This is a genomic window from Fuscibacter oryzae, from assembly GCF_016765795.1.
In the GTDB taxonomy this organism is placed as follows: domain Bacteria; phylum Pseudomonadota; class Alphaproteobacteria; order Rhodobacterales; family Rhodobacteraceae; genus Fuscibacter; species Fuscibacter oryzae.
In genome coordinates this window covers 167,576-179,628 of sequence record NZ_JAESVP010000006.1, presented here as the reverse complement: position 1 = coordinate 179,628, position 12,053 = coordinate 167,576, and the positions used below count along the sequence as shown (strand labels likewise).

Annotated in this window: 16 protein-coding genes; 15 read left to right on the top strand and 1 reads right to left on the bottom strand. The window is 62.4% G+C overall.

Translation table 11 applies throughout. The features are described 5' to 3' along the window. Nucleotides 1-22: 22 nt before the first annotated feature. The 7 genes from hslO (at nucleotide 23) to JI744_RS13460 (ending at nucleotide 8,390) form a co-directional block, all read left to right on the top strand. On the top strand, nucleotides 23-1,003 hold the full coding sequence (gene hslO, locus JI744_RS13490; protein WP_202661657.1) for an Hsp33 family molecular chaperone HslO: 981 nt from the start codon (nucleotides 23-25) through the stop codon (nucleotides 1,001-1,003). A 2-nt stretch (nucleotides 1,004-1,005) separates the two neighbouring features. Beyond that, nucleotides 1,006-1,581, top strand: coding sequence for a CoA pyrophosphatase (locus tag JI744_RS13485; RefSeq protein ID WP_407927596.1), 576 nt, complete (start codon nucleotides 1,006-1,008; stop codon nucleotides 1,579-1,581). Continuing rightward, nucleotides 1,578-2,729 carry a CCA tRNA nucleotidyltransferase gene (locus tag JI744_RS13480; RefSeq protein ID WP_202661655.1) on the top strand — a complete coding sequence of 384 codons (1,152 nt, stop codon included), beginning with the start codon at nucleotides 1,578-1,580 and terminating at the stop codon, nucleotides 2,727-2,729. Before JI744_RS13485 ends, JI744_RS13480 begins: the two co-directional genes overlap by 4 nt. Before the next feature lie 154 nt (nucleotides 2,730-2,883). Then, nucleotides 2,884-4,722: an ABC transporter ATP-binding protein gene (locus JI744_RS13475; protein WP_202661654.1), complete on the top strand. Its 1,839-nt coding sequence runs from the start codon at nucleotides 2,884-2,886 to the stop codon at nucleotides 4,720-4,722. Further along, the gene (locus tag JI744_RS13470) at nucleotides 4,719-6,575 is read left to right on the top strand and encodes an ABC transporter ATP-binding protein (RefSeq protein ID WP_202661653.1); all 1,857 of its coding nucleotides are present in this window, start codon (nucleotides 4,719-4,721) and stop codon (nucleotides 6,573-6,575) included. Before JI744_RS13475 ends, JI744_RS13470 begins: the two co-directional genes overlap by 4 nt. Further along, a complete protein-coding gene (locus tag JI744_RS13465; RefSeq protein ID WP_202661652.1) occupies nucleotides 6,572-7,801 on the top strand; it encodes a class I SAM-dependent RNA methyltransferase in 1,230 nt (409 codons plus the stop codon). Before JI744_RS13470 ends, JI744_RS13465 begins: the two co-directional genes overlap by 4 nt. A gap of 82 nt (nucleotides 7,802-7,883) precedes the next feature. Continuing rightward, nucleotides 7,884-8,390 (top strand): L,D-transpeptidase family protein, encoded by a 507-nt coding sequence (locus tag JI744_RS13460; RefSeq protein ID WP_202661651.1) that lies wholly within the window; start codon nucleotides 7,884-7,886, stop codon nucleotides 8,388-8,390. A gap of 33 nt (nucleotides 8,391-8,423) precedes the next feature. On the opposite strand, the gene dalA is transcribed toward JI744_RS13460, so the two are convergent. Then, nucleotides 8,424-8,936, bottom strand: coding sequence for a divisome-associated lipoprotein DalA (dalA, locus tag JI744_RS13455; protein ID WP_202661650.1), 513 nt, complete (start codon nucleotides 8,934-8,936; stop codon nucleotides 8,424-8,426). Between the two features lie 174 nt (nucleotides 8,937-9,110). Here dalA and JI744_RS13450 point away from each other — a divergent pair, with 174 nt between their 5' ends. The 8 genes from JI744_RS13450 to JI744_RS13415 all read left to right on the top strand — a co-directional run bounded on the left by JI744_RS13450 (nucleotide 9,111) and on the right by JI744_RS13415 (nucleotide 12,041). Beyond that, entirely contained in the window at nucleotides 9,111-9,734 is a 624-nt protein-coding gene (locus JI744_RS13450) for a L,D-transpeptidase (protein WP_202661649.1), read from the top strand. Nucleotides 9,735-9,806: 72 nt separating this feature from the next. Beyond that, entirely contained in the window at nucleotides 9,807-10,409 is a 603-nt protein-coding gene (locus JI744_RS13445) for a L,D-transpeptidase (RefSeq protein ID WP_202661648.1), read from the top strand. A gap of 138 nt (nucleotides 10,410-10,547) precedes the next feature. Next, nucleotides 10,548-10,730: a hypothetical protein gene (locus JI744_RS13440; RefSeq protein ID WP_202661647.1), complete on the top strand. Its 183-nt coding sequence runs from the start codon at nucleotides 10,548-10,550 to the stop codon at nucleotides 10,728-10,730. A gap of 217 nt (nucleotides 10,731-10,947) precedes the next feature. Further along, entirely contained in the window at nucleotides 10,948-11,154 is a 207-nt protein-coding gene (locus JI744_RS13435) for a hypothetical protein (RefSeq protein WP_202661646.1), read from the top strand. A gap of 16 nt (nucleotides 11,155-11,170) precedes the next feature. Then, on the top strand, nucleotides 11,171-11,374 hold the full coding sequence (locus tag JI744_RS13430) for a hypothetical protein (RefSeq protein ID WP_202661645.1): 204 nt from the start codon (nucleotides 11,171-11,173) through the stop codon (nucleotides 11,372-11,374). Between the two features lie 15 nt (nucleotides 11,375-11,389). Next, nucleotides 11,390-11,593, top strand: a complete 204-nt coding sequence (locus JI744_RS13425) for a hypothetical protein (RefSeq protein ID WP_202661644.1) — start codon at nucleotides 11,390-11,392, stop codon at nucleotides 11,591-11,593. Nucleotides 11,594-11,609: 16 nt separating this feature from the next. Then, a complete protein-coding gene (locus tag JI744_RS13420) occupies nucleotides 11,610-11,822 on the top strand; it encodes a hypothetical protein (protein ID WP_202661643.1) in 213 nt (70 codons plus the stop codon). Between the two features lie 18 nt (nucleotides 11,823-11,840). Then, complete coding sequence (locus JI744_RS13415) at nucleotides 11,841-12,041, top strand: hypothetical protein (RefSeq protein WP_202661642.1); 201 nt, start codon at nucleotides 11,841-11,843, stop codon at nucleotides 12,039-12,041. The last annotated feature ends 12 nt before the right edge of the window (nucleotides 12,042-12,053 follow it).

The following is a 12,053-nucleotide window of genomic DNA, read 5'->3' as shown; positions in this document are numbered from 1 at the left end:
AGGCAGCCTCAGGAAAGCCCCCATGAACGCCGAACAGATCGCCTGGGACGATACAGTCCTGCCCTTTCAGCTTGACCGCTCCGACATTCGCGGCCGCGTGGCGCGGCTGGATGGCGTGCTGGAGCAGGTGCTGAAGCAACACAACTATCCCCCCGTGATCGAGGCACTGGTGGCCGAGGCCGCGTTGCTGACGGCCCTGATCGGCCAGTCGGTCAAGCTGCGCTGGAAACTTTCGCTGCAAATTCGCGGCAAAGGCCCGGCCCGCCTGATCGCAACCGATTATTACGGCCCGTCTGATGATGGCGAACCCGCCCGCATCCGCGCCTATGCCAGCTATGATGCCGACCGTCTTGACCTTGACGCCCCACCCTTCAGCCAGATCGGCGAGGGGTATATGGCCGTCATGATCGACCAAGGCGAAGGCATGGTGCCCTATCAGGGCTTTACCCCCATCGCTGGCACATCGTTGGCCGATTGCGCGCAGACATACTTCGCCCAGTCCGAGCAATTGCCGACGCGCTTTGCGCTGACCTTTGGCAAAAGCCAGGTGCCGGGCGGCAACAGCCATTGGCGGGCCGGTGGTGTGATGTTGCAGCACATGCCCCCCGCAGGTGGCAGCGTTGCGGCCGAGGGCGGCTCGGGTGAGGGTGGTCTGTTGGACCATACCGACATTCTCGCTGGTGAAGAGGCGGAGAACTGGACCCGCGCCAACGTCCTCTTGGAAACGGTTGAGGAGATGGAGCTGATCGGCCCGACCGTGACGCCGACGGACCTTTTGGTGCGTCTGTTCCACGAAGAGCAACCGCGGGTGTTCGATGCTCAGACGGTGCGCTTCGGCTGCTCTTGCTCCGAAGGAAAGGTGCGGCAGGCCATGTCGATCTATTCGCAGAAAGACATCAGAAAGATGACCACGCCCGAAGGCGTGGTGACCGCCGATTGCCAGTTCTGCAGCGCGCATTATGAAATGGACCCCAAGACCCTGGGGTTCGAAGCCATAAAATGACCCTGGCAGACCGCCTCCGTGACGCCGTGTTGCGCCCCGGAGGTGCCTCTTCCGATTTTGACCTGAACCCTGACATCCCGCTGCCGCCGGGCCGCATCTTGCGACCGGCGGCCGTGCTGGTGGCCATCAGCGGCAACCGGCTGATCCTGACCAAGCGGGCCTCGCATCTGAAACACCACCCCGGCCAGATCGCCTTTCCCGGCGGCAAGGTTGATGACAGTGACGCCAGCCCCGAAGCGGCGGCCCTGCGCGAAGCCGAGGAAGAGATTGGCCTGCCCCCACAGTCGGTTGAAATCTGGGGCCGCCTGCCCGTGCATGAAACCGTGACCGGCTTTACCGTCACCCCGGTTCTGGGCCTTGTCAGAGATGCCTTCACCCCCGTGCCAGAGGCGGGCGAGGTGGAAGAAGTCTTCACCGTGCCCCTGACGCATATCCTCAACCCCGACCGCTTCGTGATAGAGCGTCGGCGCTGGCGCGGGGAATGGCGGCGCTATTACACCGTGCCCTTCGGCCCCTATTACATCTGGGGGGCAACCGCCCGCATCCTGCGGGGGCTGGCAGACCGGGTGCAGCCATGAAGGTTTCAGGCGACTGGCTGGACAATCCGGCGAGCCAGGGTTTGTGCGCCGCACTGTCCGACGCCGGATATAAGGCGCTTTTCGTTGGCGGCTGTGTGCGCAATGCCCTGTTGGGCGTGCCGGTGGGCGATACCGATCTTGCGACAGACGCTTTGCCCGAAACAGTCTCTAAGCTGGCCATTAGTGCCGGCTTCAAGGTGATTCCAACCGGCATCGACCATGGCACCGTCACCGTAATTGCAGGCGGGACCCCGCATGAGGTGACCACATTTCGCCGCGATGTTGAAACCGATGGCCGCCGCGCTGTGGTGGCCTTTTCGGGTGACGTGGCCGAAGATGCAGCCCGGCGCGATTTCACGATGAACGCACTTTACGCCACGGCTGATGGCACAGTGATCGACCCGCTTGGTAACCTGCCCGACCTGCTGGCCCGCCGCATCCGATTTGTCGGCGACCCGGATCAGCGTATCCGCGAAGATTACCTGCGCATCCTGCGCTTTTTCCGCTTTCACGCCCATTACGGCGACCCAATGCAAGGAATCGACTCCGATGGTCTTGCCGCCTGTGCCGAGCTGGCCGAAGGGTTGGACAATCTTTCGGCAGAACGCATCGGAGCCGAGGTAAAAAAGCTGCTTTCGGCGCCAGACCCTGCGCCCAGCGTGGCCGCAATGGCGCAGGCAGGCATTCTGCACCACATCCTTCCCGGTGCCGATGCGCGCGCGCTGGCCCCGCTGGTCCATCTGGAAAGCGGTCTTGCCCCGCGCTGGCAAAGGCGGCTGGCGGTGCTGGGCGGTGATCATGATCACCTGCGCCTGTCGCGCGCTGAAACAGGCACTGTTCGGCACATTCGTGACGAAATTGGCAGCACGACCACTCCCGCCGCGCTGGGCTATCTTTACGGCCCCGACATTGCCGCCGACACGGTTTTGGCCCGCGCCGCCGTGCTGGAATGGCCCCTGCCACCAGACTGGCAGGCCGATGTGTTGCGCGGCGTGCAAACCGCTTTTCCTATCCGCGCCGCCGACCTTGCACCCCTTGCAGGCCCCGCGCTTGGGCAACGGCTGAAGACGCTGAAATCCAACTGGCTGCGCGCCGATCTGCACCCCGACCGGGCCACGCTGTTGGCCATCCTGCCCGACGGGGGGTGACAAATGTTACAGTTTCGACTAGCCATTTCCCTGCACAAGAAGGAGCGCAGCATGGATCACGGGACTTTCCGACCTCAGCCCTGAGCGGACCGATCCCGTATGGCGGTCCCATCCGCCCTCTCCATTTTTGCGTTTTGCTCTGACAGGAGCCTTCATGTTCCGCTTTTTCGAAAACCTTGTTGATCCCTATCAATCCTGGGCCCAGACCGACACACCGCCGCGCAAGCTGTGGCCGTTCCTGCGCGATTACATCCACCCCTTCCGCAAGGTCTTTGCCTTTACGGCCCTTGTTGCCATTGCCAATGGCGCGCTGGACATTGCGCTGATCTGGTATGTTGGCCGCATGGTCGATTTTCTGGCCCAAGGGGCGCCTGCGCAGGTCTGGGCCGATCATGGTCGCGAAATCCTGACGGTCGCCTTCGTCATTCTGGTGATCCGCCCGCTGATCGGCGGTACCGGCGTGGCGCTGCTGCACAACACCATCCTGACCAATTTCGGCACGATGATGCGCTGGCGGGCGCATTCGCATGTGCTGCGCCAACCCGTCGGCTGGTTTGAAAGCGATTTTGCCGGCCGTATCGCCAACCGCATCATGCAAGCCCCCCCGGCGGCGGGTGAAGCGGTGTTTCAAACCTTTGACGCCGTGGCCTTCGCCTCAACCACGCTGGTCGGGGCGGCCATCATGCTGTTCGGCGCCGATCCGCGCCTGCTGGTGCCACTGGTTCTGTGGTTTCTTGGCTACATCGCCTTGATGCGCTGGACCGTCCGCCATGCCGGGCCAGCCGCGACCGCCTCATCTGATGCGCGCTCCGCCGTGACGGGCCGGGTGGTTGATGCCTATGCCAACATCCACTCGGTCAAACTGTTCTCGCATGACGACCGCGAACTGGCTTATGGCCGCGAGGCTATCGAGACCGCCCGTCTGACGCTGCAAAAGGAAATGCGCATCGTCACGGTGATGGATCTGGTACTTACGTCCCTGAATGGCCTTTTGATCGTGGGTGTGATCGGCTGGGCCATGATGTTGTGGTATCAGGGTGCCGCCACCGTGGGCGCGGTTGCCGCTGCCGCCACGCTGGTCTTGCGGCTGAACAACATGACCTATTGGATCATGTGGGCCACCACCAACCTGGTGCAGAACCTTGGCACCGTGCAGGAGGGGATGGAGACGATCACCCAGCCTATCCAACTGGTCGATGCGCCCGCCGCCAAGCCGCTTGCCTATACCAAGGGCCAGATCGCGCTGGACGGCGTCAGCCACCATTACGGGCGCGGTTTTGGCGGCTTGCAGCAGATCAGCCTGACCATCCGGCCCGGCGAAAAGATTGGTCTTGTCGGGCGGTCTGGGGCGGGAAAATCCACCTTGGTCAAGCTGATCCTGCGGTTCTACGATACGGAATCGGGCCGCATCCTGATTGACGGGCAAGACATCGCCACCGTCAGCCAAGGCTCTTTGCGCGCCCAGATCGGCATGGTGGCGCAGGATTCCAGCCTGCTGCACCGTTCGGTCCGCGAGAACATCCTTTATGGTCGCCCCGAGGCGACCGAAGCCCAGATGATCGACGCCGCCCGCCGTGCCGATGCGCATGACTTTATCCTTGGGCTGGAAGATCCCGCCGGTCGCCGGGGCTATGATGCCCACGTTGGCGAACGCGGTGTGAAACTGTCGGGCGGGCAACGCCAGCGCGTGGCTTTGGCCCGCGTGATCCTGAAAGATGCGCCGATCCTGATCTTGGATGAAGCGACCAGTGCGCTTGATTCCGAGGCCGAGGCTACGATTCAACAGGCCCTGTTCGGCGTGATGCAGGGCAAGACCGTGATCGCCATCGCCCACCGCCTTTCGACCATCGCGCAGATGGACCGGATTGTGGTGCTCGAGGATGGTCGCCTTGCCGAGATTGGCAGCCATACCGATCTATTGGCACAGAACGGCCTCTATGCCCGGTTCTGGGCCCGCCAGTCGGGCGGTTTCATCGGAATGGACGACGCATGAACAGCCTGATCTTCGGCCCCGCCATCCCCCCTTTCGCCGAGGCGGAATCACCCCCACCGCGCAGCCTGGGGCGGTTTCTGGGTTGGGCCGTCAAAGGGGCATGGCCCGGCATCCTGTGGGCCACCTTCTGGTCGGCGGCGGCTGGCAGCCTTGAGGCGGTGTCGGCCACCATCCTTGGCCATGTCGTCGATGCCGCCACCACCGCCAACCCGGTTACGGCACTGACCGACCATTGGCATCTGGCGGCGATCTTCCTTGGCTTTTATCTGGTGCTGCGCCCGCTGATTTTTGGCCTGAACACCGCCGCCGCCTCGGTGCGGATCGAACCGAACCTGTTCCCGCTGATCCTGAGCCGGGTTCACCGTTGGACAATGGGTCAGGCCGTTACCTTCTTTGACAACGATTTCGCCGGGCGCATCGCGCAAAAGCAGATGCAGACGGCACGGGCGGCAACAGACATCGTGTCAGGCACCATCGAAACCGTGGCCTTCGCGCTGGCCTCGGTTGTCGGCTCTGTGGCGCTGCTGATGGCCATAAATGGCTGGGTTTCCGGCCTGTTGGTGCTGTGGGTTACGGCCTATGGCCTGTTCATCCGGGGTTTCCTGAAGCGTATCCGGGGCGCCTCGGCGGGTCGGGCGGCAGCGCGGGCCAATGTGACCGGACAGATCGTCGATACCGTCACCAATATGAAAACCGTCAAATTGTTCGCCCATGCCGAGCATGAGGATCGCGCGGCGCTGGAGGCGATGGGCAGCTTTCGCGCCAAGGCCACCGAATATGGCATCATCAGCAGTTGGTTCCGCCTTGCGCTGATGGCGCTGGCGGGGGTGCTGCCGGTTCTGCTGGTCGGCGGCACGGCAGCCTTGTGGATGAACGACAATGCCACGGCAGGCGATATTGCGGCGGCTGGGGCGATTTCCTTCCGGCTGGCGCAGATGACCGGCTGGGTTTCTTTCAGCCTGATGAGCATCTTTGGCAATATCGGCGAGGTTGAGGATGGCATTTCCACCCTGACCCCACCCTATACCCTGACCGACGCCCCCGATGCGATAGACCTGCCCCGGTCGAAAGGCGCAGTGCAGTTTGACGGCGTGACCTTCGCCTATGGCCGGCGCAGCGGGGCGGGGCGCGGCGGGGTGGACGGCATCAACCTTGCCATCTTTCCGGGTGAAAAGATTGGCGTCGTCGGAGCCTCTGGCGCCGGGAAGTCCACTCTGGTTTCGCTGCTTTTGCGGCTCTATGATGCCGAACAGGGCCGCATTCTGATTGACGGGCACGACGTGCGCAGCGTCACGCAGGAATCTTTGCGCCGCCAGATCGGCATGGTCACGCAGGAAACCGCGATGTTCAACCGCACCGCGCGTGACAACATCCTCTATGGCAACCCTGATGCGACCGAGGATCAGATGATCGCCGCCGCCCGCGCGGCAGAGGCGCATGATTTCATTCTGTCCTTGCAAGATCATCAGGGCCGCACGGGATACGACGCCTATCTTGGCGAGCGTGGGGTGAAACTCTCGGGCGGCCAGCGCCAGCGCATCGCGCTGGCCCGCGCCTTCCTGAAAGACGCGCCGATTCTGGTGCTGGATGAGGCGACCAGCGCGCTGGACAGCGAGGTTGAGGCTTCGATCCAAGAGGCGCTGGCCCGTGTGATGCAGGGCAAGACCGTGGTGGCCATCGCGCACCGCCTGTCCACCATCGCCGAGATGGACCGTATCATCGTGCTTGACCAGGGCCGCATCGTCGAAGAAGGCAGCCACAGCGAACTGCTGGCCAGAAACGGGCTTTACGCGCGCTACTGGAACCGGCAATCCGGCGGCTTCATCGGCACCGACGAAAAGGAACTGGCGTGAAAATTACCATCGACCGGCTTGGCCACCACGGCGACGGCATCGCCCAGACCGAAGTGGGCACGATTTACGCCAGTGGCCTTTTGCCCGGTGAGGTGGTCGAGGGCGACGTTCAGGGCGACCGCCTGCTTGATGCCAAGATCGTCACACCCTCCTCCTTGCGGGTCAAAGCGCCGTGCAGTCACGCAAAAACCTGTGGTGGCTGCCTGCTGCAACACGCCTCCGATGCCTTCGTGGCCGATTGGAAAGAGGGTATCGTCAAAGGCGCGCTGGCCGCTCAGGGGTTGTCGGCCCCGTTCCGGCCCACCGTTACCTCACCCCCGCGGTCGCGCCGCCGCGCCACCCTGTCGGGGCGCAAGACCAAGGGCGGCGTGCTGATGGGGTTTCATGCCCGCGCCTCTGACCTGCTTATCCCAGTGCCGAACTGCCAGCTTTTGCACCCTGACCTGATCGCCGCCTTTCCTGCGCTGGAAACGCTTGTCCGCTTTGGCGGCAGCCGCTCGGCCGAGATCCAACTGACGATCACCCGCAGCCTGTCTGGCCCCGATGTCTCTGTTTCGGGCGGCAAAGAGCTGGATTCGGCCCTGCAACTTGATCTTGCCCGGCTTGCCGAGACGCATGGCATCGCCCGGCTGACCTGGAATGGCGAAACCGTCGCGCTGCGTGAAATGCCCCGCCAACGCATGGGGCGCGCCCTTGTGACGCCGCCTCCCGGCGCATTCTTGCAGGCCACGGCAGAGGGCGAGGCCGCCCTGCTGGCTGCCGTCACCGATGCCATTGGCCCGGCGCGCCGCATCGCCGATCTGTTCGCCGGCTGTGGCACCTTTGCCCTGCCGCTTGCCGAACGGGCCGAAGTACATGCGATTGAAGGCGACGTCGCCATGACCGCCGCGCTGGATAAGGGCGCGCGTCAGGCCGACGGGCTGAAAAAGGTCACCGTCAGCACCCGAGACCTGTTCCGCCGCCCGATGGAGCCGGACGAGATGAAAGGCATCGACGCCGTGGTGATCGACCCGCCCCGCGCCGGGGCCGAGGCGCAGGTTCGCGCGCTTGCCACCGCAAAGGTGCCGGTGATTGCCATGGTGTCGTGCAACCCCGCCACCTTTGCCCGCGATGCCCGCATTTTGACCGCCGCCGGATACACTCTCGACTGGGTGCAGGTCGTCGATCAGTTCCGCTGGTCTTCGCATGTTGAACTGGCCGCCCGCCTGTCTTTGACGAAAGCGTGAGTGGCGGGCCAAAGCCGGGGCTGGAAATGCCGCGCCACTTCCGCTAACCGCACAGAAAAATGCGGGAACGGGCAGTGGCGTCATGCGGTATCTGAAAATTATTCTTATGCTTCTTTTGCCTCTGGCCGTGGCAGCCTGTGGTGACAGCAAGTTCAAATCCTATCATGGCCCCAAGGTCACCTCGGTTCAGGTGCAAAAGGCCAATCGCAAGATGTACCTGCTGCACAACGACAAGGTGCTGAAATCCTATGACATCGGATTGGGCGGCAACCCGGTGGGGCCGAAACAGTTCGAAGGTGACCAGAAAACGCCCGAGGGCGGCTATTACATCAGCCACCGCAACCCGAACTCGCGCTATCATCTGTCCTTGGGCATCAGCTATCCGAACCCCCAACAGGTCGCCTATGCCGAAGCGCAGCAAAAAAGGCCTGGCGGCGACATCTTCATTCATGGCGAGCTGCCGAAATCGCGCCGCCACGGCAATATTCCGCAAGACTGGACCGCTGGCTGCATCGCCATTTCGGACGAAGAGATCGAGCGGGTCTATGCCATGGTCACACCTGGCACACCGATTTTTATCTATCCCTGATCCAGCAAAAAGGGCCCCGCGGGGCCCTTTGTCTTACCGTCCGGTCAGCAACGTCCACCACACCTTGCCGCCCGGCTCTTGATACCAGCCAAAGCCCAGATAGGTTGCGCGCGGATCAAGAACCACGCTGCGGGTATCGGGTTGGCCCATCCAGGCCGACAGGGTTTCAAGGTCGGTCTGATAGGTTTCCGAAATCAGCTCTCCCAGCAACTCGCCGGTATAGCCAACGCGCTGCACCCGTACCAAGGGCGACGAGCCATCAGAGCCAAAGTGCCACGGCCGGTTTTGCACCGACATATCGCGCGAATGGGTCAGGCAGGCCGCGTTCAGCGCGGCATTAAACGACAGCGGGGCCGCGCCCTTGGCCTGCCGCAGCGTGTTAACCGAATCAAGCACGCGGTAGGGAATCTTTTGCGCCTCGTCTGGCGTGATCGTCACCACGCGCGGCAGGGGCTTGCCATCGGCGCCCAGCGCCGGGGGCTGCGAGGTTACACAGGCCGACAGCGTCGCAACGCCGCCAAGTGCCAGAAACATGCGTCTGTCCATTTTCCTCATCCGCCGGGAAATCGGGTTTTCCGTCCAATAGCGAAACACCAAGGAAGGTTCAAACCCAACAATGCGTGACATGGCCGATCAACGCCGGTGTGAGTTGTCCTGCGCAACAGAAAGGAGTAAACGGCGACAAAAATCGCAGGCAAACCATAGAATGGAGTAGCGCGGATGTCCGTCCAAGGCTGCAACCGCATCACCCGCCGCCGGTTCGTCACCGGCTCTGCCACCCTGTTGGGCGCAAGTGCACTGGCCGCACCGGCACTGGCCCAAGTCATCGATCCGTCGATGGCAAACTCTACCGAATTCGTCGCGCCAGCCACCGGTCCGACCAACAATATCTCGGCTTTCGTGACCCGCGAATGGCAGGATTACTTTGAGAACACTCGCAACGGGGCGATTCTGGCCGATCTGGAATCGCGCGCGGTGCATTACTGGTCGGAAGACCAGTCGGTCTATCGGTTGTACCCGTCGTCGGTGCCGCTGAACGAAGAGCTGACCAAGCGTGGCCGGACCGAAGTGATCAAGAAGGTGGAAAATCCGGTCTGGATTCCCACGAAGGACGAGCTGACTCGCCACCCCGATTGGCCCACCCGTGTTGATGGCGGCGCGGCCGACAACCCGCTTGGCGTGCGGGCGCTCTATCTTGGCTGGCCCGCCTACCGCATTCATGGCACGCATGACACCCGAAAGATCGGGCGGCGGTCGTCCAACGGCTGCGTGGGTCTGTATAATGAGCATATCCTGGAGCTTTACGGCTTTGCCAAAGTGGGAACCCAGGTTCTTTTCCTCTGATTTCACGGGCTTGTGTCTCTGGAAATCCGGCATCCGACACCTATGTTGGGCCGGAGCAAACGGAGGCAGCAGATGAACAATCAGAACGGGCGGGGCATGAACCGCCGTCTTATCCTTTCCGCGGCGGGCGGTTTTCTGGCCGCGGCAGCGACCGGAACCGCACGCGCGCAAGAGAATTCCACAGAATTCCTGCCCGCCGCCACCGGACCGACCAACAACATCTCGTCCTTTCGGATGCCCACCTGGCAGGAACACTTCCAGACGCTGAAGAACGGCGCGATTCTGGCAGACCTGACCTCGCGCGCGGTGCATTTCTGGGGCGAGGATGGCGTGACCTACCGCCTTTACCCTTCGTCCGTGCCGCTAAGTGAGGATTTGACCCGCCGCGGCCATACCGAGGTGATCCAGAAGGTGGTGAACCCGCCATGGCGACCCACCGCCTCGATGAAAGAACGCAATCCCGAATGGCCCGACATGGTGCCCGGCGGCGCGCCCGACAACCCTCTTGGCACGCGCGCGCTGTATCTCGGCTGGCCCGCCTACCGCATTCACGGCACGCATGACACCCGCAAGATCGGGCGGCGATCGTCCAACGGTTGCGTCGGGCTTTACAATGAGCACATTGAGGAACTTTTCACTCTGGCTACGGTTGGCACACAAGTGTTGCTAATTTGACGCAGCGCGCCGATGCTGCGGCATGCACATGCGGGGCCGATTGCATTCCCCCCGCAACTGCTTCTAGACAGCCTATACGTGGATAACATTGCGTGCGGCTTGGCTAATATGTCGATCCGCAGAAATCTGGAGACTGACATGAAAAAAATCGCGCTCGCCGCTGCTCTGTCGCTGGCTGCTACCACCGCTTTCGCTGGTGGCGTTGCTGAACCTGTTGCTGAACCGGAAGTTGTCAAGGCCGAGACCTCGTCGTCCTCGGGCGGCATCCTGGTTCCGCTGCTGCTGCTGGTGGTTGTTGCCGCCGCTGTGGCTTCGAACTGATTCTTCCAGCTTCGGCTGGTAAAAGACGGCAGTCCTTCGGGGCTGCCGTTCTTTTTTGGCAATATCTGTTGTGATCTTGCCTCATTACCCCCCCGTTTTCTTGATTATTGTTTTACAACATTTGATTTGACGCCCGTGGTCTGCAATTCTGCCCGGGCAAGCCGGCTGTTCCGGCCGCATCGGGATCTGCACCCGGTCGTAATTTCTGGAGGCTCCTATGAAAAAAATTGCACTCGCTGCCGCTCTGTCGCTGGCTGCCACCACGGCTTTCGCTGGTGGCGTGGTCGAGCCGGTCGTTGAAGAAGAAGTCGTTAAGGCCGAGACCACCTCGTCCTCGGGCGGTATCTTGATTCCGCTGCTGCTGCTGATCGTTGTGGCCGCTGCCATCGCCTCGTCGGGCGGCAACGATTCGATTCCTCAGTAATTCAGAGAGCATGCACATGAAAAAGATCGCACTCGCAACCGCCCTGTCGCTGGCTGCAACCTCCGCCTTCGCCGGTGGCGTGGTTGAACCCACGATGGAACCCGAAGTCGTGGCCGCAAAGACCACCTCGTCCTCGGGCGGCATCCTGATTCCGCTCCTGCTGCTCATCGTCGTCGCCGCCGCTATCGCCTCGTCGGGCGGCAGCGACGTTCGCGGTTAACAAGGGAAAGCTTTGATGAAAAAGATCGCACTCGCAACCGCCCTGTCGCTGGCTGCAACCTCCGCCTTCGCCGGTGGCGTGGTTGAACCCGCGATGGAACCCGAAGTCGTGGCTGCAAAGACCTCCTCCTCCTCGGGCGGCATCCTGATTCCGCTGCTGCTTCTGATCGTCGTCGCCGCTGCCATCGCCTCGTCGGGCGGCAGCGATACCCCCACCTGATAAAAGGGAAGGCGTTATGAAAAAGATCGCACTCGCAACCGCCCTGTCGCTGGCCGCCACGTCCGCATTCGCAGGCGGCGTGGTTGAGCCCGTGATGGAACCCGAGGTCGTGGCCGCAAAGACCTCCTCCTCCTCAGGCGGCATCCTGATTCCGCTACTGTTGCTGATCGTGGTGGCTGCGGCTATCGCCTCGTCGGGCGGCAACGACTCCGTTCCCACCGGCGGCTGATTCAAAGGGAAGTTCGTGATGAAAAAGATCGCTCTTGCCACCGCGCTGTCACTGGCCTCCACCACCGCATTTGCGGGCGGTGTGGTTGAGCCCGTGATGGAACCCGAAGTCGTGGCCGCAAAGACCACCTCGTCCTCAGGCGGCATCCTGATTCCGCTGCTGTTGCTGATCGTGGTGGCCGCAGCAATTGCCTCCAACGGCAGTGATCCGATAGATTGAGAAAGGGGGCCT